This window comes from Cupriavidus sp. GW822-FHT06G04, assembly GCF_058799075.1.
Genome location: NZ_JBXALD010000010.1, coordinates 184,875 through 208,710 on the forward strand (window position 1 = coordinate 184,875; position 23,836 = coordinate 208,710).

At 64.6% G+C, this 23,836-nt stretch carries 20 protein-coding genes; 7 read left to right on the forward strand and 13 right to left on the reverse strand.

The features are described from left to right. Positions 1-101: 101 nt before the first annotated feature. The 3 genes from AC1RKI_RS22055 to AC1RKI_RS22065 are packed head-to-tail and all read right to left on the reverse strand — an operon-like array spanning position 102 to position 5,640. Positions 102-1,457: a TolC family outer membrane protein gene (locus AC1RKI_RS22055; RefSeq protein WP_492797110.1), complete on the reverse strand. Its 1,356-nt coding sequence runs from the start codon at positions 1,455-1,457 to the stop codon at positions 102-104. A gap of 29 nt (positions 1,458-1,486) precedes the next feature. Next, complete coding sequence (locus AC1RKI_RS22060; protein WP_492797112.1) at positions 1,487-4,540, reverse strand: efflux RND transporter permease subunit; 3,054 nt, start codon at positions 4,538-4,540, stop codon at positions 1,487-1,489. Further along, complete coding sequence (locus tag AC1RKI_RS22065; RefSeq protein ID WP_492797114.1) at positions 4,537-5,640, reverse strand: efflux RND transporter periplasmic adaptor subunit; 1,104 nt, start codon at positions 5,638-5,640, stop codon at positions 4,537-4,539. Before AC1RKI_RS22065 ends, AC1RKI_RS22060 begins: the two co-directional genes overlap by 4 nt. A gap of 307 nt (positions 5,641-5,947) precedes the next feature. On the opposite strand from AC1RKI_RS22065, the gene AC1RKI_RS22070 reads away from it, so the two are divergent. Next, positions 5,948-6,661 carry a TetR/AcrR family transcriptional regulator gene (locus tag AC1RKI_RS22070; RefSeq protein WP_061953853.1) on the forward strand — a complete coding sequence of 238 codons (714 nt, stop codon included), beginning with the start codon at positions 5,948-5,950 and terminating at the stop codon, positions 6,659-6,661. 16 nt (positions 6,662-6,677) lie between these two features. Here AC1RKI_RS22070 and AC1RKI_RS22075 read toward each other — a convergent pair whose 3' ends face one another. Continuing rightward, positions 6,678-7,385, reverse strand: coding sequence for a TetR/AcrR family transcriptional regulator (locus AC1RKI_RS22075; protein ID WP_492797116.1), 708 nt, complete (start codon positions 7,383-7,385; stop codon positions 6,678-6,680). 160 nt (positions 7,386-7,545) lie between these two features. On the opposite strand from AC1RKI_RS22075, the gene AC1RKI_RS22080 reads away from it, so the two are divergent. Genes AC1RKI_RS22080 through AC1RKI_RS22090 form a run of 3 tightly spaced genes read left to right on the forward strand, consistent with a single transcriptional unit; the run spans position 7,546 to position 11,115 of the window. Continuing rightward, positions 7,546-8,895, forward strand: a complete 1,350-nt coding sequence (locus AC1RKI_RS22080; RefSeq protein ID WP_492797118.1) for a PqiA/YebS family transporter subunit — start codon at positions 7,546-7,548, stop codon at positions 8,893-8,895. After that, on the forward strand, positions 8,879-10,510 hold the full coding sequence (locus tag AC1RKI_RS22085) for a PqiB family protein (RefSeq protein ID WP_492797120.1): 1,632 nt from the start codon (positions 8,879-8,881) through the stop codon (positions 10,508-10,510). Before AC1RKI_RS22080 ends, AC1RKI_RS22085 begins: the two co-directional genes overlap by 17 nt. Beyond that, the gene (locus AC1RKI_RS22090) at positions 10,507-11,115 is read left to right on the forward strand and encodes a PqiC family protein (RefSeq protein ID WP_492797122.1); all 609 of its coding nucleotides are present in this window, start codon (positions 10,507-10,509) and stop codon (positions 11,113-11,115) included. The genes AC1RKI_RS22085 and AC1RKI_RS22090 overlap by 4 nt, the downstream gene beginning before the upstream one ends. Before the next feature lie 51 nt (positions 11,116-11,166). On the opposite strand, the gene AC1RKI_RS22095 is transcribed toward AC1RKI_RS22090, so the two are convergent. The 3 genes from AC1RKI_RS22095 to AC1RKI_RS22105 all read right to left on the reverse strand — a co-directional run bounded on the left by AC1RKI_RS22095 (position 11,167) and on the right by AC1RKI_RS22105 (position 12,983). After that, positions 11,167-11,943, reverse strand: coding sequence for a molybdopterin-dependent oxidoreductase (locus AC1RKI_RS22095; protein WP_492797124.1), 777 nt, complete (start codon positions 11,941-11,943; stop codon positions 11,167-11,169). A 19-nt stretch (positions 11,944-11,962) separates the two neighbouring features. Further along, entirely contained in the window at positions 11,963-12,589 is a 627-nt protein-coding gene (locus AC1RKI_RS22100) for a cytochrome b/b6 domain-containing protein (protein WP_061953862.1), read from the reverse strand. 76 nt (positions 12,590-12,665) lie between these two features. After that, a complete protein-coding gene (locus AC1RKI_RS22105; protein WP_492797126.1) occupies positions 12,666-12,983 on the reverse strand; it encodes a pentapeptide MXKDX repeat protein in 318 nt (105 codons plus the stop codon). 259 nt (positions 12,984-13,242) lie between these two features. Between AC1RKI_RS22105 and AC1RKI_RS22110 the strand changes: the two genes are divergently transcribed. Together AC1RKI_RS22110 and AC1RKI_RS22115 are read left to right on the forward strand one after the other, a co-directional pair. Then, positions 13,243-13,815 carry a sigma-70 family RNA polymerase sigma factor gene (locus AC1RKI_RS22110; protein WP_061953867.1) on the forward strand — a complete coding sequence of 191 codons (573 nt, stop codon included), beginning with the start codon at positions 13,243-13,245 and terminating at the stop codon, positions 13,813-13,815. Beyond that, complete coding sequence (locus tag AC1RKI_RS22115) at positions 13,812-14,453, forward strand: DUF1109 domain-containing protein (RefSeq protein ID WP_492797128.1); 642 nt, start codon at positions 13,812-13,814, stop codon at positions 14,451-14,453. The genes AC1RKI_RS22110 and AC1RKI_RS22115 overlap by 4 nt, the downstream gene beginning before the upstream one ends. A gap of 56 nt (positions 14,454-14,509) precedes the next feature. Here the strand turns inward: AC1RKI_RS22115 and AC1RKI_RS22120 are convergent, their stop codons facing one another. From AC1RKI_RS22120 to AC1RKI_RS22145, 6 genes are all read right to left on the reverse strand, one after another. Beyond that, on the reverse strand, positions 14,510-16,984 hold the full coding sequence (locus tag AC1RKI_RS22120; protein WP_492797130.1) for a penicillin acylase family protein: 2,475 nt from the start codon (positions 16,982-16,984) through the stop codon (positions 14,510-14,512). 177 nt (positions 16,985-17,161) lie between these two features. Continuing rightward, positions 17,162-18,748 (reverse strand): sulfite reductase subunit alpha, encoded by a 1,587-nt coding sequence (locus tag AC1RKI_RS22125; protein WP_492797132.1) that lies wholly within the window; start codon positions 18,746-18,748, stop codon positions 17,162-17,164. Then, positions 18,745-19,746: an FAD:protein FMN transferase gene (locus tag AC1RKI_RS22130; RefSeq protein ID WP_492797134.1), complete on the reverse strand. Its 1,002-nt coding sequence runs from the start codon at positions 19,744-19,746 to the stop codon at positions 18,745-18,747. Before AC1RKI_RS22130 ends, AC1RKI_RS22125 begins: the two co-directional genes overlap by 4 nt. An 18-nt stretch (positions 19,747-19,764) precedes the next feature. After that, the gene (locus tag AC1RKI_RS22135) at positions 19,765-20,589 is read right to left on the reverse strand and encodes a DUF4198 domain-containing protein (protein WP_150979747.1); all 825 of its coding nucleotides are present in this window, start codon (positions 20,587-20,589) and stop codon (positions 19,765-19,767) included. A gap of 39 nt (positions 20,590-20,628) precedes the next feature. Continuing rightward, positions 20,629-21,150: a DUF2271 domain-containing protein gene (locus AC1RKI_RS22140; protein ID WP_061953878.1), complete on the reverse strand. Its 522-nt coding sequence runs from the start codon at positions 21,148-21,150 to the stop codon at positions 20,629-20,631. Between the two features lie 40 nt (positions 21,151-21,190). Continuing rightward, entirely contained in the window at positions 21,191-21,844 is a 654-nt protein-coding gene (locus AC1RKI_RS22145) for a PepSY-associated TM helix domain-containing protein (protein WP_492797136.1), read from the reverse strand. Positions 21,845-22,243: 399 nt separating this feature from the next. On the opposite strand from AC1RKI_RS22145, the gene AC1RKI_RS22150 reads away from it, so the two are divergent. Beyond that, positions 22,244-23,803, forward strand: a complete 1,560-nt coding sequence (locus AC1RKI_RS22150) for a methyl-accepting chemotaxis protein (protein ID WP_492797138.1) — start codon at positions 22,244-22,246, stop codon at positions 23,801-23,803. Positions 23,804-23,836 lie beyond the last annotated feature (33 nt).

A 23,836-nucleotide genomic window follows, 5' to 3' on the forward strand; every position in this document is an offset into this window, starting at 1 on the left:
CGACACGCCCCCGGTATCCGCCATCTCCGCGACTAGCGTGTTGGCGCCAGGAAACTACCGCTCAAATGGTGATAGAGATCGCCGAGCATCGGAGGCTCCTCTCAGGACGCGAGCCAATCGTTGAGCGACCGCAGGGTGTCCTCGCTCAATTCGCCCGCGGCGGCGGCAAGTCGCAGGCGGCCCAGCAGGTAGTCCAGCCGTGCCTGCACCACGTCCAGTTCCGCGGCGAACACACGCTGCTGTGCGTCGAGCACGTCGGGCTCGGTCCGGGTGCCAACGTCCCGGCCGAGGATCGTCGCGGCCAGAGCGCTGCGCGCCGACGTCAACGACTGCTCAAGCGCAGAGATACGCGACACGCCGGTCTTTACCGACAGAAACCCATCCTGCACGTTCAGGCGCACATCGCGTCTGGCCGCGGCAAGCTCCTGCTCGGCCTGGCTCTTCTTCGCAACGGACTCCCGCTCGCGGGAGTCGAGTCCGCCCCCGGCGTACAGCGGAATGTTGACCTGCAAGCCCACCGTCGCAGAACGCGTGTTGGCCGCCACCCAAGGTGCCAGATTGCCGGTTTGCCCTTGCGAGCTGTAACCCGCCACGAGCGAGACGGTCGGGCGGCTGGCGAGCCGGTACTTGTCGATCTCGGCGCCGGCAATGTCCAGTTCCGACTGCCGCGTCTTGACGAGGAAGCTCTGCTCCTCCCCCTTGGCCTGCCACGCCGCAAGATTGTCTGGCTCCGGCGGCCGCGGCGCAAACCGCGCAGCGAGGCCGCTCAGCTGATCGGGCGATGTGCCAACGATCTCCTGGAAGCGCGAGCGACGCTGCTCCAGTACGGATTGCGCCGTCACTTCGCGGCTCTCCACGCCGTCCAGTCTCGCCTGGGCCTCTTGAAGATCGGTGATCTTTCCTTGCCCGATATCGAAGCGCGCCTTCGCGCGGTCGCGCTGCTGCCGCAAGGCCGCCTTCTCCGCCTGTACCACGCGCAGCGTCTCCTCGCCCAGCACCACGCCGAAGTACGCTTCTGCCACACGCAAGGCCAGGTCCTGACGGGACTGGCCAAACTGCGTTTGAGCCAGGCTGGTTTGCTCGCGCAATTGCTTCTTCGCGGCCACCGCGCCCCGGTCGTAGATCGGCTGCACCAGCACTACGCCGGCCTGGCGCACGGTGCCCGAGGTATTGGGCGGGATCAGGGACGCGCCGTCGTCGGTCGCCGAAGAATGCACCACGGCGCGTCCCACGCCGCCTTGCAGCCTGAGGCTGGGAAGCAGCAGGGCCCTGCCCTGCACGGCCTTTTCCTGCCCGGCCGCCAGCGCATCGTTGGCGGCAAGCGTCGTCGGATCATGCGCCAATGCCTGCTCGTAGGCGCCCACCAGATCCATTGCGCTCGACTCCGCGGCGCTCAGGCAAAGCATGCAGGCCAGCGCCACTTGCGCGGCGCGCGGGGCCATTTTCAAACTCTTCATCACAATCATTCTCAACGTCAGATTTGCGATCAGACGGTCGCGGGGCGCTTGGCCCGGTACCACGTCGCATACAGGGCCGGCAGGAACACGAGCGTCAGCACCGTGGCCACGGCGAGGCCGCCCATGATTGCCCACGCCATGGGGCCCCAGAACACCGAATGGGTGAGTGGCACCATCGCCAGGATGGCCGCCAGTGCCGTCAGCACGATCGGACGCAACCGCCGCACTGCCGCTTCGACAATGGCCGTCCACAGCGGCACGCCGGCGCGTACGTCGCCGTCGATCTGGACGACCAGGATCACCGAGTTGCGGATGATCATGCCGGCCAGCGCGATGACACCCAGCATTGCAACGAAGCCGAACGGAATCCGGAAGGCGGCGAGAATCACGCTCACCCCGATCAGGCCGAGCGGCGCGGTCATCAGGACAATCGCCATCTTTTTCATGTCCTGCAGTTGGATCATCAGCAGCACGAGGACCGCGATGATGGTCCACGGCATCACCGCAAACACAGAGCGCTGCGCCTTCGCGCTCGATTCCGCGGCCCCGCCGATCTCGATGCCATAACCGAGCGGCAGATCCTTTTCCAGGGCCTCGATCCGCGGCAGCAGCGCACGGGTGACGTCGGGCGCCTGCGCCCCAGCGATGTCGGCACGGACCGTCATCGTCGGCACGCGATTGCGTCGCCACAATTCCCCTTCCTCGCTGGCAAGGGTTAGACGGGCTACCTGCGAAACCGGCACGAACTTTCCATCGCGTACATAGATCTTGGCGTCCTTCAGATTGTTCAGATCCGTGCGCTCCGCCGCGACGAGGCGGGACACCACGTCGATATCCTGGTCTTGCTCGCGGAACTGCGTGATCGGCGTGCCTGAGATGGACGCCTCGAGCGCCTGCTTGATCTGGCCTGAGCTAATGCCCAACGCGCGCGCCTTGTCTTGATCGACTTCGACCTGGACGCGCTTGATGCGCTCGCTCCAGTCCTCGTTTACCTGGCGCACATGCGGCTCTTCGCGCATGATGGCTGCCACCTTGTCGCCGATAGCGCGGACCTTGTCGTTGTCCTGCCCATAGACCCGGAATTGCACCGGATAGCCAACTGGCGGACCGTTCTCCAGGCGGTTGACCCGGCCCCTTACGTTAGGGAAATGCTCGGCGAACAGCTTCTCGAGTTTTTCCTTCGCACGCTCACGCGCCTCGCCGCCCTTGGTCATCACCATCATTTCGCCAAGGTTCAGGTTCGGGGTCTGTGCATCGAGCGGCAGATAGAAGCGCGGCGCGCCGTTGCCCACGAAGCTCGTCACCGCAACGATGTCCGGATCCCCCTTGAGCATCGCCTCGAGCTTCAGCGCCTCGCGCTGGCTGGCATCGAACGTCGAAGCCTCCGGCATCCACAGGTCCACGATCAGTTCCGCACGGTCGGACGCCGGAAAGAACTGCTGGGGCACTGCCTTGAACAGCACCAGCGCGCCCACGAACGCGGCGAGCGTAATGCCGAGCACCCATACCCGTTGCCTCAGGCAGAAATCGATGAAACGGCGGAACTTGGCATAGAAGCCGCGCTGGTAGACCGCCTCCTCGTCATGCGAGGCATGTGCATGCTCCTTCAACAGCTTGAAGCCGATGTACGGCGTGAACAGCACGGCCACGACCCACGACAGCAGCAGCGAGATGCCCACCACCTGGAACAGCGAGTACACATACTCGCCGGTGCCGGACTTCGCAAAGCCAACCGGAAGAAAGCCCGCCGCCGTGATCAGCGTGCCGGTGAGCATCGGGAATGCCGTGGCCGTGTAGGCGTAGGTGGCGGCGCGGAACTTGTCCCAGCCCTGCTCGAGCTTCAGCGCCATCATTTCGACGGCGATGATGGCGTCGTCCACCAGCAGCCCAAGGGCGATGATCAGTGCACCGAGCGAGATGCGCTGCAGGTCGATCCCCATCACGTACATCGCCAGGAACGTCATGGCCAGGACCAGCGGGATGCTCAATGCGACGACCAGTCCAGTGCGCAGCCCCAGCGACAGAAAACTCACCACCAGCACGATGACCACGGCCTCGGCGAGGCTCTTCTTGAATTCGAAAACGGAATGCTCGACGATGCGTGGCTGGTCGCTGACGGCGTGAATCTGAACGCCGACCGGCAGGGTCGATTCGATGCGCTTGACCGCTTCATCGAGCCTCGTGCCAAGCCGGATCACGTCACCGCCCTTGCGCATGCTCACCGCCAGGCCGATGGCCTCATTGCCGTTGAAGCGCATCCGCGAGGTGGCCGGCTCTACAAAGCCGCGACGGACATCGGCGATATCGCCCAGCCGGAAGGTACGCTGGCCGGCACGGATGCCGATGGCGCGAATACCTTCGACGGAGTCGAACTCGCCGCTCACGTCCAGCCGTACTCGCTCGGCACTGGTTTGCACCGTTCCGGCCGCAGTCACCGCATTGGTTTGCGCAAGGGTCTGCGCGATCAGCGCCGGATCGATGCCCAACGAAGCAAGCTTGGCGGTGGAGACTTCCACATAGATCTTCTGTTCCTGCTTGCCGACCAGATCGACCTTATTGACATCGTCGACGCGAAGGAACTCGTTACGCGCGGCATCGGCGATCCGTCTCAGGTCGTCATAGTTGAATCCATCACCGGTAATGGCGTACAGGTTGCCGAACGTGTCCCCGAACTCGTCATTGAAGAACGGTCCCTGCGTGCCCTGTGGCAGCGTATGGCGAATGTCGCCGATCTTCTTGCGGACCTGATACCAGACATCCGGCACGGCCGATCGCGGCACTTCCTCGCGCAGGTTGACCTTGATCTGCGCTTCGCCCGGCTTCACGTAGGCGGACGTATAGTCGATCTCCGCCACTTCCTGCAGCTTGCGCTCGAGCTTGTCGGCAACCTGATCGGCCATCTGCTGCGCGGAGCTTCCCGGCCAGTAGGCCTGCACCACCATGGTCTTGATCGTGAATTCCGGGTCTTCCTTCTGGCCCAGCCTGCCGTATGCCAGCAGACCCGCCACGGACAACAGCAACAGCAGGAACGCGATCATCTGGGGGTGTTTGAGCGCCCATTCGGACAGATTGACGCCTTTCACTTCGAACCTCCCGCCTGAGCGACGGTCACTGCCTCCGCTACCTTCACCTGCTGGCCGGGCTGCAGCATATGCACGCCGGCGCTCACCACCGTCTCGCCGGCCGCCAGACCCGACACCACCATGACGCTGTCGTTCTGCGCTGCGCCAAGCTTCACTTCGCGCGCGCTTACCCGTGATGTCTTGGGGTCCACCACCCACACCTGCCGGCTACGCTCGTGATCGACGACGGCAGTCAGCGGCACGCGAAGCGCGGCACTGCCGTCCGCGTCGGGAACCATGACGGAAGCGGTCATGCCAAGACGAAGGAGACTGGGATCCGCATCTGCATCCGCGTCCAGGATCGAAATGCGCGCGGAGTACGTACGCGTGACGCTGTCAGCGTCCGGCGCCAATTCGCGCAGCTTGCCGTTCCACGATTTTTCGGGATGTGCCCACACCGTGATCGTGAGCCTCTGGGCCTTGCGCAGTTCGTCGACGCGCGACTCGGGAACGCTGATCGACACCTCGCGCTCGCCGTCGGCCGCGACGGTGACGATCGACTGCCCGGCCGCCACGACCTGACCGGCTTCCGCGTTGATGGCGCTGACCACGCCGTCGCGGTCGGCCACCAGCGTCGTGAACCCGCGCATGTTGGCGTTCAGTTGCTGGCGCGCCTGCGCCGAGCGAAGCTGGGCTTCGGCCTGGCTCAGCACCAGGCGCTGCTGGTCCAGTTCGGCCTGCGAAGCAAAGTTCTGCGCCAGCAATTGTTCGGTCCGTTTCACATCGACCCGAGCCTGGGCCACCCGGCTTCGCGCAGCATCCGCGTCCGCGCCAGCGGCCGCCACCTGCAACGCTTCCTGGGTCGGATCGAGCTGCAACAACGGCTGCCCGCGCTTGACATGGCTGCCCACTTCCACCATCCGGGCAACGATCTTGCCTGCCGTCCGGAAGCCCAACTGGCTTTCGTAACGCGCGCGAATCTCTCCCGAATAGTTGGCGCCGATCGTGCCGTTGCTACGCCCTACGACCACGGTCCGCACCGGCCTTACGTCCGACGGTTCGGACGCAGGTTTCTCTGTACACGCCGCCAGCAGGCTCGCCGCCGCGATGATGGTGAGCATTGCCGCTCGCTGATTCCTGTTCAATTTCTACGCTCCAGTAGGTCCGTCACTCGCCTGCGCGTCATCAGCGGTTCGCGCCATCGAGCCAATGCAACGGACTCGTTCCGGGCGTGAGTGACAGCAGGCCTGCTTGGGGCATTCGAGCTTTCCCAAGCGCCCGAAATATACATCATAATGACGCAATAGTCAGGATGACATGTTATATATTTAGATGGTGTGACTGAGGCGACATCGACAGTCGCGCGTGTGAGGCGAAGAAGGCGCGCGGCCGTGCCGATCCGCCCGCCCATGAGGAGAGAACCGATCAATGACCGCGATAGAGAAGGGATTTGCCGCTGCAGGCGAGCTGTGGGAGGTGGCCGACCATCGTCAGCGCGTGGCAGCCAAGCGGCGGCAGCGCATGCGCTCGCTGTTACTGGGCAGTACGTTGCGGTTGCTGATGGAGCATCGCAACCCGTCACCGTCGATCGACGACATCATCTGCCTGGCGCAGGTGTCGCGCGGAACGTTCTACAAGTACTTTCCGTCGTCCGAAGCGATCATGCGTGAACTGATAGGCAGGATGGCCGAGCAGTGGATTCGAGCGATAGACCCCATTGTGCGCAGCCATGACGATCCTGCCGAGCACATCGCCCGCGGCATACGCCTGGCCTCGATGCTGGCAGTACACCAGCCGGGTGTGGCCGGCATCCTGGGGCGCTTCGGATGGTCGGGTTGGCAGGCGCCGAGCATGCTGGAATTCGTGCGCCGGGATCTCGAGGATGGGGTGCGCCGCAATCGCTTCACGCGCATGCCAATCGCGCTGGCGTTCAATATCGTTACCGGCGCCGCAATGAGCGCGATGCACCGCATGCTGGAGAGCGAGTGCAGCGATGATTTTTCCGAACTGGCCGCGGCCGTGGCATTGCGCGCACTGGGCGTGGAGAGCGCTACGGCCGACGCCATATCCAGCTCGCCGCTCAATGCCAACCTCGAACTATTTGGGGACATGCTCGGCGCCGCGATCAACGACGCGCCTTAGACGCGGCGCGGGATCGCTAGCTGGCGGCTTCGGCCAGGGCGGCGAGCTTCTGCTGCGCCGTCTTGAGGAGGGATTCCGGTGGCGCGACAAGCTTCGGCAGAGGCGCCGCGATCAACTTTGCAGCGCTCGCTGCCGGTACACCGAGCGATTTCAACACTGCGCGAACGATGCGTTCGGGGTAATCCTTGGCCGTTCTACCTTTCGCCATGCGCTGCACGGCGATGAGCGCCGCGCCCGTCGCCAGGTCCAGCCCTATGTCAGCGGCGTCCGCGTCGAACGCGCCACGCTTCACGCCATCCTTGATATCGGCTGGCAGCTGTTCGTATATCGCGCTTTTCTTTCCGACGAGACTGAAACCCGTGGCGGCGAGAAAGCGCGCGACGACGGGATAGGCACGCACCAGGTGCAGATATAGCCGGCCGGCTGTAGCGACACGCAACGCCGGATCGTCGACATCCGCCACGACGCCCTCGATCATTTCCACCATGTCGTGGCTGAGTGCGTCGCTGACGGCCGCCAACAGATCATCGTTGGTGCGGAAGTAGTTGTAGAACGAGCCCTGCGAGACACCGGCCGCCGCGATAACTTCCGGGATCGCACTGGACCCAATGCCCCGCTGCGCGAAAACGATCATCGCGCTTTCGATAAGACGCCTGCGCATGCGCGCGCGCCGTTCAGCCGCAACACGTGGACGATGGTCTTGGATTTCAGGATCGGAGGGCATCTTCAGTAAGAGAAGCTTATGCGACGGGCGATTATGGCACAGCGCGGGCCGTGCATTGTGTGCGCCACCAATCTTGAAGAATACATACCGTCATGATGACAATTTAGTCATTATGTAGCAGAATGCCGGACTTCATCTGCTCCTCGGTGGACTCCCGGCCGTGCATCACCCCCATTTGCTTTCGCTGCCTCCTGGCCAGCATCCGGATCTGCTGATCGCGTGCGAGCATTGCGACGCACTTCATGTCCGCGCGACACTGCAGGCCGGTGAACGGGCCATTTGTCTGCGCTGCGGGGCACAGCTGTATCGCGACAGTACGCGGGCCTACCGCCGTCTGCTGCCGCTCGTCGTGACGGCGGTGATCCTGATGCTGATCTCCAACATGTTCCCGATCGTCGCCATGGACCTTAAGGGCACGCGCATGGAGACCACCCTATGGGGTGCGATACAGGTGCTCTACGCCGATGACATGACAGCGGTGGCCCTGCTCGTATTCGCCACAACTTTGCTGCTGCCCCTGGGCGAGCTGTTGATGATGGGCTTCCTGCTTGTGCCGATGGCCCAGCGCCGCATGCCGCGCACGTTCCACCACATCGCACGCGCCATTCTGCTTATCCGGCCGTGGGGCATGATCGAGGTGTTCATGATCGGCGTGCTCGTCACACTGGTAAAACTATCGACCGTCGCGCAGGTGCTGCCGGGCGTCGCGCTCTGGTCATTCGGTGCGCTGGTGGCAGTGCTTGCCGCGATCCTGTCGTTTCCACCGCGCGACCTCTGGCGCCACCTCGATGCCGACATCACGCATGACGTGCCGGCGGCTCCCCGCAACCGCGTCATGAGCGCACCGCGGTCGCACTACCCGACCGCGACCGCGCAGGGACTGCTGGCTTGCCATGCTTGCGAGCTGCCCAGCCCGATGGTGCTGGAAGGGACGCCCTGCCCACGCTGCGGCGCAACCCTGCACCATCGCAAGCCGGCCAGCATGGCGCGCGCCGGGGCCTTCCTGCTCTCTGCCTATCTGCTCTATATCCCGGCCAATCTGCTGCCGATCATGGTGACGCAGTCGATCTTCGGCACCCAGCACGACACCATCCTGTCGGGCGTGATCTACCTGTGGCTGTCGGGCTCACACATGCTGTCCTTAATTGTGCTGATTGCCAGCGTGATCGTGCCTCTGCTCAAGATGATGATCCTGACGCTGCTGTTGCTCACGGTGCGCCTCCGCTCGACCTGGCGCCTACGTGAGCAGACCCGGCTCTACGCGGTGGTCGAACTCATCGGTCGATGGTCCATGCTCGATGTCTTCGTTGTCGCACTGCTCGCCTCTTTGGTACGCGCCGGGTCGCTGGCCACCATCACACCAGGGGCCGGAGCGCTGGCCTTTGCCGCGGTCGTCGTGCTCACCATGCTCGCATCGCTCAGCTTCGATCCCCGACTGCTATGGGACAACCTGAATGCGTCGCCTCAGCCAATCGATCTCTCGCAAGCCGAACATGCCCGAACACATTAACCCCGACGCGCCGCAATCGATACCTGAGCCGGTCCGCAGGCCGCCGGCACGCTGGCTGCCTTCGCTGGTCTGGTTGATTCCCATCGTGGCCGCAGTGGTCGGACTTTCGCTGTTCATCAGCACGCTTGCGTCGCGCGGGCCCGAGATCACGGTCACATTCCGCACCGCTGAAGGGCTGACGCCCGGCAAAACACCAGTGCGCTACAAGGATGTCGAGATCGGCGTAGTCAAGACAGCGCGGCTTGCGGCGGACCGTTCTCATGTGATTGCGACGATTGCGCTTACAAAGGATGCAAAATCCTTCGCCGTGTCCGATACACGTTTCTGGGTGGTACGGCCACGCTTTGCCATCAGCGGCGTCTCGGGGCTGGAGACGCTGCTATCCGGCGCATATATCGGCGTGGACGCGGGCAAATCCACCGTGGTCACGCATAGTTTCACCGGGCTGGAAGTTCCGCCCGTGATCACCACCGATGCCTCGGGCAGGCAGTTTGTGTTGCGCGCACAAGATCTCGGCTCGCTCGACATCGGCTCACCGGTCTACTATCGTCGCGTCCCCGTCGGCCATGTCGTGGCCTATCAGCTCGACCCGAACGGCCGCGACATCACGTTGCGGGTCTTCATCAACAAGCCCTATGACGAGCTCGTCTGCGGCGATACGCGCTTCTGGCACGCCAGCGGCGTCGACCTCAAGCTCGATGCCAATGGGCTGAAGCTCTCCACGCAGTCGCTGGTCACGGTGATGCTCGGCGGCGTGGCGTTCCAGGCGCCGGAGCACTCGACTGCGCACACCGCGGCCGCAGAAAACACCGAATTCCTGCTGGCGGCGGACCAGTCCGAAGCCATGAAGGAACCGGATGAGCTTGCGCCTGCCTTGGCAGTCCTCAATTTCGATCAGTCGGTGCGTGGCCTGTCTCCAGGCGCGCCCGTCGATTTCCGCGGTGTGACCGTCGGGCAGGTGCGCTCGATCGGTATCGAATACCAGCGTGACAAGAAGGCTTTCCGCATGCCCGTGGTGGTCGAACTCTATCCGTCCCGCATGGGCCTGCGCGAAAAAGACGTGGCCGACGATACGCGCAAGCTCGCCATCGTGCACAGCCTGGTACAGCGCGGCATGCGCGCGCAATTGCGCACCGGAAACCTGCTGACCGGCCAGTTATACGTGGCACTCGATTTCTTTCCGAAAGCGCCGCTGCCCGATGAGCTCGACCTGAACGCATCGCCGCCGCAACTGCCCACCACGCCTGGCACCTTCGACGAACTGCAAGCCAAGCTGGGTGACATCGTGACCCGGATCGGCAGAGTTCCGTTCGAACAGATCGGACAGGACGCGCGAACGGCGATGGTGTCGATGAACAAGATGCTGGCCAACGCTGACAAGCTCGTGGCGCAGGTCAATGGCGACGTGGCGCCAGCGGCGCTGGCGGCGCTGCAGGATGCGCGCCGTACGCTCGCCACCGCGAATGGTGCGCTGGCGCCCGATGCATCACTGCAGCAGGACACGCGACGGATGATGCAGGAACTCACCCGAACTGCCGCGTCGCTGCGCACGCTCACCGACTATCTGGAGCGGCATCCCGAAGCGCTCCTGCAAGGGAAAAAGGAAGATAAATGATGATGCGTCAGAGCATGCTCGTTCCGCTGATCCTCGCGGCGACAGTCATGATCAACGGCTGCGCGTCACCGGAGCCGCGCTATTACACATTGGCGGCCGGTTCATCCGACACGGCAACCACCGTACCAGCGGGAATTAGCCGGACTCTCGCGCCACGATGGATCGAGGTCATGCCAGTGCGTGTACCCGAGCGCATGAATCGCGCTCAGTTGATGGTGCGCGACGGCTCTGGCGGCGGCGTCAAGTTGCTCGAGACGTCTCGCTGGACGTCTCCATTGCCGGACGAGCTTCGCGATGCACTGTCGCAGCATTTGCAATCGAGTCTTGATGCGGTCGATATCTACCAGCACGGCCTGCCGGCCACCACGCCGGCCGTACGGGTGACAGCCGAGGTGGTAATGCTTGACGCCGACGTGGGAAAGCAAGCCGCGGCCACCATCGCCTGGACCGTCAGGCGGCTACCGGACGGCAAGATCCTGAGTGGCCGCACCGAAGCCGAGGTGTCGGCGCCGGGCCAAGTGGATGGCGTGGTGGATGCATATCGACAAATCCTTGCCGTAACAGCGGCCGACATAGCATCCAGCATGCTGGCCCTTGAGCGTTAGACAAGAAGCGCGGGGCTCGTTGATGTCCAGGGCGGGTCTGACCACAGAGCCTCAGGACCCTCCGAACCAGTTGTAACCCTGATCTACCCAATAGCCGCCCGGAAAGGTATTGGTCACGAACATTTCCATGATGTGCTTGGGATTCTTGTAGCCAAGCTTGGTCGGCATCCGCAGCTTCATCGGGAAGCCGTACTTCGGCGGAAGACGCTCGCCATCGTAAGTGAAGGTCAACAAGGTCTGCGGATGAAGTGCCGTCGCCATGTCGATGCTTTCGTAGTAGTCGTCGGCACATCGAAATCCCACATACCGGGCCGTGGTATCGGCGCCAATGCGTTTCAGGAACCCGGCAAACGGCGTGCCGCCCCAGCGCCCGATCGCGCTCCAGCCTTCCACGCAGATATGGCGCGTGATCTGCTCGGCATGGGGCAACGCGTACAGCTCGTCCAGCGTCCAGCTTTTCTTTTCCTGCACCAGCCCGCCGACCTTGAGCCGGAAGTCGTCGCCGTTCACCACGGTGACCTCGTCGATACCGTAGAACGCATTGAACGGGAATGGCCGCGTGATGTCCGCCTCGGTGTAGGTCGGGGCCAGCCGGTTCGGGTCGAATAGCCAAGCCTGCACGCGATCGTTCATGCGCGACACGCGCGATAAAATCGTTTCCACCGACGCTTCGTCGGTGAGGCTGCAACCGGTCAGCATGGCCAGGCCGCCAAGGGTCAGGATGCGCTTGCCAAACAGGCGCCGCGAGGGCGCGTCGAGTTCGCGCCGCACGTCGATGGCCAGCGACTGACGGTCAACGACGATGGATCGGGAAGATTTGGGATTCACGACTCATGCTCCAGTTGGGTCAACGTCCGCGGATCATCGTCAGCAGGCTGCGCGGCACCAACGCCACCATGACCACATGCACCACGACAAAGACGGCGAGCAGCGTCATCGCGCAGAAATGAACCACGCGCGCGAAGTCGTAGCCACCCATCATCTCGCGCAGCAGCGGAAACTGCACGGGCTTCCAGATCGCGATACCGGACAACACAAGCACCAGCAGCACCACTATCACCCCTAGATAGGCCAGCTTCTGCACCGCGTTGTAATGACTGAGATCGGCGTGAGACAAGCGGCCGCGCAATGCTGCAAGCAGGTCATCGAACACGGCGCGCGGTCGCAGGGGAAAGAACTTGCGCACAAAGCGGCCCGTGGCCAGATTCATCGCCAGATAAAAGATCCCGTTGAAGAACAGCAGCCACATGGCCGCGAAGTGCCACTGCAGCGCCCCGCCCAGCCATCCGCCAAGCGTGATATCGCCGGGAAAGCGAAATGGTGGAAACACGGGCGAAGCGTTGTAGATGCGCCAGCCGGAGAGCATCATCACCAGGGCCGCCAGCGCATTGAGCCAGTGCGAGATGCGCACCCAGCCCGGCTGGATCTTGCGTGGGGCGACGCCAGCGTTGATTGCGTCATGCGAGAGTGCCATTTCGCCCTCCTCAATTTCCGAGGGCCGGGCACCGCGGCGTTTTACCGCAACGATGCCTGGCCGAGATTGCCCAGCGTTACTTGCTCATTCCGCCCGACATGGCATCGCCTTCCTTGCCCATCTTGTCGTGGGACTTCGGCTTGGCCATCTTGTCCTTGGACATGCTGTCCTTGGACATGTTGTCCTTCGACATGTTGTCCTTCGCCATGCCGTCCTTTGCCATGCCGTCCTTCGACATCGCATCCTTCGACATACCGTCCTTGGACATCGAGTCCTTCGACATGCTGTCCTTCGCCATCGAATCCTTCGCCATCGAGCCGCCGGTCTGGGCGAATGCTGCCGTGCCACCCATCAGGAACATTACGGACACCGCGGCAATTACAGTCTTGATCATTTTCGACTCCTCGTTACCTTGTTGAACCGGGACCGTCCCGGTCGACGAAACATTGCGCCGCGCCGCTTAAGGGCCGGCACCAGATTCACACGGAATGTGTGCGTCTGAGAGGAAATTCGACGTGGATGCGCATCCGGTTACAGCGCCGGAATATTTTTTCCGTCACGCGCCGGCTGCGAAGCGCCTTGCAACACACACGATGGCCATCGCGGCGTAGAATTCGCGCAAATCAACGTAGCCGGTGTAACCAACGCGACCGATGGAACGAACTGTAGAACAGGACGTGCTGAAACAGCGGGAGTACCGCCTGCTCGGCCTGTTTACAGGCGGCTTGGCGGGGAACCAGGAGGCCTATGGGCAATTCCTGACCGAGTTGTCCGCGATGCTGCGCGGCTATTTCCGTCACCGGCTCCCGCAGCAGGCCGGCGATGTCGAGGACCTGACCCAGGAAGTGCTGCTGGCCGTCCACAATGCGCGCCACACCTACCTGCCGGGCCAGCCCCTGACGGCCTGGGTGCACGCGATTGCCCGGTACAAGCTTGCCGATCATTTCCGCGCGCACGGGCGGCACGATGCGCTGAACGATCCGCTCGACGCCGCAATGGATGTGGCAGCGGCGCCCGACCTGGAGCCGGCGCAGGCCAAGCGTGACCTGAACCTGCTGCTGAACCAGTTGCCCGATCGACAGCGCCTGCCGATCGTGTACGTGAAGCTGGAAGGACTATCGGTCAGCGAGGCCGCGCAGATGACCGGCATGTCGGAGTCGGCGGTAAAGGTGGGGGTGCATCGCGGGCTGAAAGCGCTCGCTGCAAAAATTCGAGGAACACGATGAAGACCGACGACCTGATTTCCATGCTTGCCACTGGCGTCGCGCCAGTCGACCGGCACGTGGTCGGCCGCCGCTTTGGTATGGCCATCGCGATCGGTGCGGCAGCGGCGATCCTGCTGCTGGCGGCCACACTGCATTTACGCGCCGACCTGGCCGAAGTCGCCACCACTCCGCTGTTCTGGGCCAAGGTGGCCCTGCCGCTGTCGTTGCTGCTGGGCGCCTTGTCGATGGTGACGCGGCTGGCGCGGCCCGGCATGCGCACCGGACCAGGCTGGCCGGGGATATCGGCACCGTTCGTTGCCGTGTGGATTGGCGCGGCCTATGTGCTGGCGGAAACACCGGCCGGCGAGCGCGTTGCAGCGGTGCTGGGACAAACCTGGCGCGTCTGCCCGTTCGCGATTGCCATGCTGTCGGCCCCCGTATTCATCGCGGTCTTCTGGGCATTGCGCGGGCTCGCGCCGACCCGGCTGCGGCTGACCGGCGCCGTGGGCGGCCTGCTGTCCGGCGCCGTCGCCACGTTGGTCTACTGCCTGCACTGCCCGGAGATGGGCGTGGCGTTCTGGGGGGTGTGGTACGTCCTCGGCATGCTGGTGCCCACCGCCATTGGGGCGCTGTGGGGACCACGTCTGCTTCGGTGGTAATCGGCAGGCCGGTTGTGCACGCTTAAGCCTGGCGTGCCAACCGGTCCCTGAGGCAATTACTGCGGTATCAGCTCCACTTTCTCGCGGCTTTCCTTTTCCACGGCCTTGCGCGAATACACCAGCGGAAAATACTCACCGCGCGCCCACAACGGCGCCAGGTCGCGATAATGCGCACTGGCGGGGTTGCCGGACTGTCCCGGCGTGTTGACCACGCGCGACCCATCCCAGTTACCCACATCCAGCACCATGCGGAACGACGCCCCGGCCGTCAGCTGGAAATCGCTATTGCGATAGCTGGTATTCATCGGCGTAAATGACGATCCGCCAATCGGCCCCGCGTTGACGTCATATTGCTGGCGCGCATTAGCGTCCAGAATCGCATGCAGCGGATGCTCGAACACCGCCGTATGCAGCTTGCCCCATTGCCAGCCTTTCGGATCGTTGCCGAGTTTCTTTTCCAGTTCCACCATGGCGGACTTCAGCGTGCCCATCATGATGTCGTTGCGCTTGTCGACCGTCATCCATGAATCGGGCCGCTCCAGCACGGCGATCACGCGGCTGGCGTCGCCCGCGCCAACCAGGCGCGCGCCTTCCGGCGACAACGCGGCGCGCACGACGGCCGTGCGCAGATATTTGCTGAACCACACCTCGAACAGCGCCGCCGGCGCGCTGTCGGCGCGTTCGTTGCCATCCCAGTTACGCAACAGGTCCAGCCCGCGCTGCACCTGCGCATCGCTGCTGTTCAGCGGCTTGAGCAGCGCCACCACGCGCTGTGCCGGCAGCGACACCGTGTCGTTCTGCCACGCCATCGAATCTTCGAGCGTGCTGCGCGCGTTGGCCGCCACCAGCGCCTTGAGGCGTCGCGCGCGCGAACTGTCGCTCCATTCATAGCCCACGCCGATTTTCGCGGCCGGGTGATTGGGCGGGATATTGTTTTCGTTGGCGGTGGCCACATAGCCCGGCGCCGGATTGAAGGCCCACGGCAGTTCGTCCATATTGCGATAACCGGCCCATTCATATCGGCCATCGCCGGGCACCGGGGTCAGGCCGTCCCAGTTCGGGCGATTGACCGTCAAGCCGCCTGGAATCCAGCCAATATTGCCAAAGCGGTCCGCATAGACCTGGTTTTCGCCCGGTGCGCCCCAGCGATTCATCGCGGCACGGAACTGATCCCAGTTTTGCGCGCGCATATAGTCCATCGATCCGAAATACGGCGCCATGCCGTAATCGAGCCACGCCGCGCGCAGCGCATAGCTGCGATTGGTCTTGGCGTCGGCATACAACACCGGCCCGTGACGCGTGAAATCGATGGTGACCTTGCGCGGCGTCGATTCGCCGCGCACGGCAATCTGCTCGGTAATGGTCTCCATCGGCTCCCAGCGGCCCTTGTATTTATATTCGTGCGGCTGCGCGGGATTGGTCTCGTAGATATACAGATCTTCCTGATCCATATAGAAGCGCGTCAGGCCGAATGCGATCGTGCCGTTGTGGCCAATCGAGATGCCCGGCAGAAACGGCTCGCCCGCGCCGATCACCGACAAACCCGGCGCGTTCAGATGGCTGATATAGCGCAGGCTCGGCGCGCCGTGAGCACGGTGCGGATCGTTGGCCAGGATGGGACGTCCCGTGGCGGTGCGGCTGCCGGCGATGACCCAGTTGTTCGATCCCAGGCTGCGCGCCGTATCGCTGGCCGCATCGACGGTGGCATACAAACGGTCGACGGGAATGTTCTCCGCCTTGCCGGTGTTGCCGGGCGACCACCATTCCTTCGGAAAGCGCGGTGCCGCGGTAGCCAGATCGTAGGCCTTGCGCAGTTCGGCGGCGGGCACGGCGCAGGGATCGAGGCCCTCGGACAATTTCGGCTCGACCGGCGGGTCGAGTTCGCGGCGCACCCAGTCGGCGCGCACGGCATTGGGCTTGACGTAGCAGAAGATCTGCGCGCGATCGATTTCGCCGGTCATATTCAGTGTCAGGCCGTGATGGCGGATCCGCACGATATCCTCGGCGCGCCAGCGCGACGGCTTGTAGTTCAGCATCCTGAACTCGGGCGGCAGCAGCTCCGGGCGTGCCTCCACCTGTGCCACGTAGGCATTCACACCCGCGACGAAGGCCTCCGCCACGCGCTTGGCGTCCGATCCGTAGGCCAGCCATTCGCGATACATGTCGCCGCGGAACAGCACGGCGCGGGCCATGCGGTCGCCTTCGACATAGGCCGGCCCGAAGTCCTTCGCCATCTCGCCGAGTCCGCGCTTGCGCCACAGGTCGATCTGCCACAGACGGTCGCGCGCGGCCATGAAACCCTGCACGTAGAACGCGTCATAAAGCGTATTGGCGTAGATGTGCGGCACGCCCCAGCGGTCCACCAGCACAGTGGCCGGCTTTTCCAGCCCGGGCACTGCGTACTTCTCGGCGCCGGCCGCCTGCGCGGACGTGGCGAGCGCCGCGGCCAGGCAGCCCGCGACAAGCGCGGCGCGCGGCCAACGCGAGGAATGGGAACGGGGCGCGCGAACAGCCTGGGCGGTGCGGAACATCGGATCTCCTCGTCTGAATCTGACTTGCGAGGATAACGGAATGTTACGCACGAGGCGATCCTGCGCCGCCGCATAAACGGGCGTTGGCAGCGCTGGTGGCCGCTCGCCGGGAACGCGCGCGATAGCTCGATACGGCGTCGCATGCCGCTGCTCATGCGGCCCACGCGCCGGGGCGCGTCAGTAGACGTCGCGGCGGTAGTGTCCCGATTCGATCATCGCCTGCAGCCGCGTTTCGCCCAGCACGCGCGACAGTGCCGCGTGCACGCCGCCGGCCATCCCTTGCAGGCTGCCGCAGACATAGATCGCCGCGCCCTGCGCCACCCAGTCGGCAATGACCGCGCCATGGGCCTCGACCGCGTCCTGCACATAGTGCGGCGCGCCGCCATCGCGCGACCACGCGCGGTCCATGCGCTGCAGCACGCCTTGCGCGCGCCACGCCTGAAATTCCGCAACGTGGAAATCGTCATGGGCGGCCGATCGCTCGCCAAACAGCAGCCAATTGCGATGCTGACCGGCCGCGGCGCGCGCTTTTAGCAACGCGCGCAAACCCGCCAGGCCGGTGCCGTTGCCGATCAGAATCAGCGGACGATCGTCGGGCGGCGCGTGGAAGCTGCGATTGGTGCGCACGCGCAGCGCAATATCCGCACCTTCCGGCGCGTGCGCCGTGAGCCAGCCCGATGCCAGCCCCAACGAGCCGTCGTCGCGGCGTGTCTGGCGTACCAGCAATTCCAGCCGACCGTCGGCGGGCAACGACGCAATCGAATATTCGCGATGCGGCAGCGCGGGCAATGCATCGATCAGTTGCTGAGGCGTCAGCCCCGCCATCGTCTGGAGGTGCGCATCGGGCAGCGGCAGCCGCGTGGCCAGCGCCTGCGCCAGCGGCATGACGCGGCTGTCGCAACGGACCGTCACCGCGCCGTCGAGTCCCAGCGCATCGAGCAGGCGCGCCACCACATCGGGCGGCAGGCAGGGGCCGACCTCGGCAATATCGCCCGCCTGCCACGACAAATCCGCCACATCGGCGGGCGTCAGCGCCAGATGAAAGGCCGGATCGCCCTGGCTGCCGGGATTGAGCAGGCGTCGCTCGGCCAATTGCCAGCGGCCATAGCGCGGACGCTCCCAATCGGCGATCTCGGCGCCGCCGCTCAATGCCGCCAGATGATTCTGCCAGTGACGCAGCGCGCCGGGATCGCCATTGTCGACTTCGACCATGTCGAACAACGGCTGCGCATGATGACGCTGCAACCAGCCCAACAACGCGTGGCCGAACGCGCAGAAGCCCGCATAGCTGCTGTCGCCAAGCGCCAGGACACCGTAGCGTAGCCGTTGCAACGCCTGCGGCGGCGCGCCCGCCAGCAGGCGGCGCGCGTAGCCGGACGCCATGTCGGGCGCGTCGCCTTCGCCGGTGGTGCTGACCACGAACAAGGCCTGGTCGCAGCCGGCCAGCCGCGCGCCGTCGAGTTCCGCGAACGACAGCAATTGCACCGGCATTCCCGCACCCTGCAAGGCCCGCGCGGTCTGCAGCGCCAGTTGCTCGGCAAATCCGGTCTGGCTGGCGTAGGCCACCAGCGTCGGTCGCGTGGCATCGTCCGGCGACGCCAGCACGGTGCGCGCGGCGCGACGGCGGCGGTGTGCGCCGACGATGGCCAGGCAAAAGCCGAGATACGCGAGTGCCACGCATGCGGCCATCGCGTGCCGGTCCGGCGCGATTATCGCCAGCGCCGCGCCGGCCATCGCAACGATCCACCACAGCCAGCGCGTCATGACAGCATCGCGGCCCATGCCGGTGTGGTCAGTTCTTCAAAGCCGTGCGGCGTGCGCACCAGGAATCGTGCCGCCAAGGCGTGTCGCCGCGCAAATGCGATGCCCGCCTGCGGGCCGAGCACGGTCAACGCGGTGGACAAGGCATCGGCCATCATGCAATCGCGATGAATGACCGTGACCGACGCCAGCGCATGCGCGGCCGGATAGCCGGTACGCGGATCGATCGTATGGGCATAGCGCTGGCCATCGTGTTCGACATAGCGGCGATAGTCGCCCGACGTCGCCACCGACAGGCCCAGCAGCGCAACCAGCGTGCGCGTGACGGCGCCATCGGGCGCTGGCGCTTCGAGTTCAACCCACCACGGCATGCCGTCCGGCTTGAGCCCCTGACCGCGCAGTTCGCCGCCGATTTCCACCAGATGATGCGCGACGCCCTGCGCTTCAAGAAAGCGCGATACGGCGTCGACCGCGAAGCCTTTGGCAATCGCGCAGAGATCGAGCGACAGGCCGCCGGGCTGGCGCGCCCGGCGCTGCACCGGATCGATTTCCAGGCGCTGCCAGCCGCAATGTTGCCGCACGCGCGCCACGTCGTCGGGGGACGGCGTCGTGGCGCCACGGCCGGCCGGCCCGAAGCCCCAGAGATCGACCAACGGTCCGGCGGACGGATCGTAGGCGCCGCCGCTGTCGCGCGCCACCTGCAGCGCGGCCTGCACGACCGCGAAACAGTCGTCGGGCAGCGCGATCCAGCTACCGGCTTCGGCGCGATTGAAGCGCGTGATATCGGAAGTCTCGGACCAGTTGCTCATCTGCGCGATCACGTCCGCGAGCACCGCGCGAATGCCTGCGTCGATGTCCTGCGCGCGCTGGCCCGCGGCAAGCACCGCGCTGACCGACCACGTCGTCCCCATCGTGTCGCCGGCCCACTGGCATAGCGCGCCGTGCGCGACGGGGGACGGCGGCGGCGCACTAAGCGCAACGGGAATCAGCACGCGCTGCATCGAATCGCCTGCCTGCGCTTACTGCGGCAACACTTCGACAGTCACCGCATAGGTGGCCCGGCGCGTGCGGGCCTGCGGGATCGACGTCTTCTCGTCCTTGAGCTCCGCTTCCATCCAGTACATGCCCGGATTCGGCCATTTGACGCTGAACTTGCCGTCGGCGTCGGTGGTGGCGCTCATCTCGCCCAGCCGATCGCGATAACGGATGCCGCCCGGCACCACCGAGACGGCCTGGTTGGCCAGCGGCTTGCCGTCGAGCAGCAGGCGGAAGTTCGACGCCTCCCCGGCGATCAGATCGTTCGGATGGGTGATCGGCGCCAGTTCCAGGCCGCGGCCGGTGCTTTCCAGCACCTGCCGGGTGGGGCGGCCGTTGGTCACGTAAGACTCGATACGGCCGGCGATCTCGGTCACCTGCAGGTCCTGCGCGCTGGCCGGCACGTTCTGCGCGAAGTCGCTGGCCGCGCCGCGCCAGCGCTTGGTCTGGCCGTTGTCCTTCCAGCTGGCAAACACGCCGCTGTTGACCACGGCTACGCGATAGGTGCCCGGCTGCGTAAGGTGAAGATCGAAGGTGCTGCGGTATTTGCCGGTGGACGCGTTCTCGGGGCGCACGGTGGTCTTGCCGTCCGGGCCGGTGACCACGAGGTTATCGAGCCGCATCGGCACGTGCTCGAAGTAGAACAGGTCATTGGACACCGCGGCGTCGACGGTCACCCACGCGTCTTTTTCGGACAGCACGGTGGCGGACGGCAGCAGCCATTGGCGATGCGCATGGGCCGCAAGCGGGGCCAGCGCGGCCAGGGCCAGGATGGCGAGACGTGCGGAAATGCGGACGGGCTTGGTCATCGTCGGGACTCCAGTGATCAAAGTGCGGTCGGGAAAGTGTCAGGGCTTGAGGTCGACAGTGACGGCGCCCAGTTCGTGTTCGCCCTTGGCGCGCGCGGTCTGCGCCGATTTCGGCGGCCACGCAAACGGAACGCGCACCAGTTCGCGTCCGCCCACTTCGCGCGCGGCTTCCACCACCAACTGGTAGTCGCCGGCGGGCAGCTTGCCCAGCGGCGCCTTGCTGTCGGCAAAGGTCAGCGCATGTTCGCCCGGCGCGCGCGTGGCGCCGGAGACGCCGTCCGCAGGCATCTGCATGTCGCGCCCGGCCTTGCGCCACCACTGGCGCATGTCCTTGAGCCACTTCGTGCCTTCGCCTTCCTTGTTCTTGGCGTCGTACCAGACGGCCAGCGTGGAGACCGGACTCTGATCGGCGCGCTCGATCCACATCGACACATAGGGACGGTGATATTCGGCCACGTTCAGGCGGGGAATCTCCACCTTGACGTTCAGGTCGGCGGCCATGGCAGGGGCCAGCGGCGCGGCGGCAAGGCCGGTCATGGTGACGGTCAGAAGTCGGCGCATCTTGGAGCTACCTTTCTCGATGGATGTAAGGGAAATGCGTTCAATGGATGAACAGGATGGCCAGCAGCAGCGGCGCCACCAGTCCCGCGCCGACCAGCGGCCACGTTGCCACGCGGCCGGCGGCGTGCAGCTTCAACAGGAACAGGCCCGTGATGCAGAAAATCAGGCAGGCGGCGGCAAAGACGTCGATGAACAGGCTCCACGCGCGGCCCGTATTGCGGCCCTTGTGCAGGTCGTTGAGATAGGAAATCCAGCCGCGCGAGGTGGACTCGTACTGGACCTCGCCCGTATCGAGTGCCACGCTGACCCACGCATCGCCGCCGGGCCGCGGCAGGCCGACGTAGATTTCGTCGGCCGACCATTCGGCCTCGCGCCCCGCCGCTTCCACGCCGAGCGTTTGCGCCAGCCAGTCGCTCAGCGCGGTGGGCACCGGTCCCTTCTGGTTGCGCGTGGCCGCGTCGGCCGGCGCGGCGCGTTTCAGCGCGTCGATCACAGCGCGTGGCGCGGTGTCGTGACGCGCAACCACCTTCGGCCTGGCCTCGATCTGCCCCGCGTGATTGAGCGTGAATCCAGTGACGGCAAACAGCAGCATGCCGATCAGGCAGATTGCGGAACTGATCCAGTGCCACTGGTGCAGATGCTTGAGCCAGAAGGCGCGGCGCTGCTGGCCGGAAGCTGGCGCGGTGTCGGTCATTCGGGTGGGTCAACGTGCGGGCCGTGCCGATGGACACTGCTGCGCGAAAAAAGGAAAGTGTTTGGGGCGATCTGGTCTGGCCTCGCGCGGCCTCGCACATGGCGACCGCATCACAATCCCGCCAAACCCAAGCGATGATAATCGTTCTCATTTGCCATATCAACCTCGGCGTAATGGTCGCAGTGCGTTTGGTCCGATGTTTCCATTACGGATCGTTACGCAACCCCTTCGTGTGACGCCTGTTGCGCTTACGCCGTAGCCTGAGCGCCGCATGCGCCACTATCGATAATTTGGAAGCCGCGCTCCATCAAGTTTCGTATTGCGGCCGCCGTTAGGGCCGCTCACAGAGGACGACTGTTAAAGCGTCCCACGAGTCAATCACCGAAACGGAGGAGTTGGATGTTGCAAAACCTGAGTCTGCGAAAGAAGCTAATGCTGCCATTGGTGCTGAGCTGGGTCTGCCTGCTGGCAATCACGTTGTGGAACGCATGGCAGATGCGCGACATGCGTCTGCAGGATCGCGAGTTGACCCTGGAGCAGGTGACCGACACGGCCAACTCAGTGGTTGCCGAATACGAGGCGATGGCGCGCGCGGGCAAGCTCAGCAGCGAGGAGGCGCAAAAGCAGGCGCTCGATCGCATTCGCGCGATGCGCTTTGGCGCCGACGGTTATTTCACGGTAATGCGCTCGGACACCGTGGTGCTGATGCATCCGATCAAGTCGGAAATGAACGGCAAGAACATGAGCGAGACCAAGGACCCCAACGGCGTCTATCTGTTCCGCGACATCGCGCAGATCGGCAAGACGACCGGCAAGGGCTTTGTGGAATACCTCTGGCCGAAGCCGGGCGCCGAGGCGCCGCAACCGAAGCTGAGCTACGTGCTGAACTTCCGCCCGTGGGACTGGAACTTCATCGCCGGGCTGTACATGGACGACATCCAGGCCGAGTTTCGCGCCGCGCTGTGGAAATCGCTGGGTTGGCTGCTGGCGGTCGGCGCGCTGATGAGCGTGGTGATGATCCGCGTATCGGCCAGCCTGCACAAGCAGCTTGGCGGCGAACCGGCGCTGACATCGGAGATTGCCGCGCGGATTGCCGACGGCGATCTGGCCATGCAGGTAGACACCGCGCCCGACGATAGCGAAAGCGTGCTGTACAACATGCAGCAAATGCAGACGCGGCTGGTGGGGGCCATCGGCCAGATCCGCAGTTCGGCCGATTCGATCGCCGGCGCCGCACGTCAGATTGCGGCAGGTAACGTCGATCTGTCGCGCCGCAGCGAAGAACAGGCCGCGTCGCTGGAACAGACCGCCGCCAGCATGGAGGAGCTTACGAGCACCGTGCGGCAAAGCGCCGACAATGCACGTCAGGCTGCGCGGCTTGCGGAAGGCGCTTCGGACATCGCGGTGCGCGGCGGCGAAATCGTCAGCAAGGTTGTGGGCACGATGGGCGAGATCAAGGCGGCGTCGGGCAAAGTCGTCGACATCATCGGCGTGATCGAAGGCATTGCGTTCCAGACCAACATCCTGGCGCTGAATGCGGCGGTGGAGGCCGCGCGTGCTGGCGAACAGGGGCGCGGCTTTGCCGTGGTGGCCGGCGAGGTTCGCAGCCTTGCGCAACGCAGCGCTACGGCAGCCAAGGAGATCAAGGGATTGATCGATAACTCGGCGCAACGCGTGGAAGACGGCGCAAAGCTGGTGGAAGGCGCGGGCAAGGCGATGGAGGAAATCGTCGAGGCCGTGAAGCGCGTGACCGACCTGATGGGCGAGATGCGCGCGGCCACCGAAGAGCAGACCGGCGGCATCGAGCAGGTCAACCAGGCGGTCTCGCAGATGGATCAGATGGCACAGCAGAACGCCGCACTGGTGGAAGAAGCCACGGCCGCCGCGGCGTCGCTGGAAGACCAGGCCAATACGCTGCATCGCACCGTGGGGCAATTCAGGCTGGCCGGCGCGCTATAGAAGCCGTAAAACGCTATAGCCGCTCCAGACGCT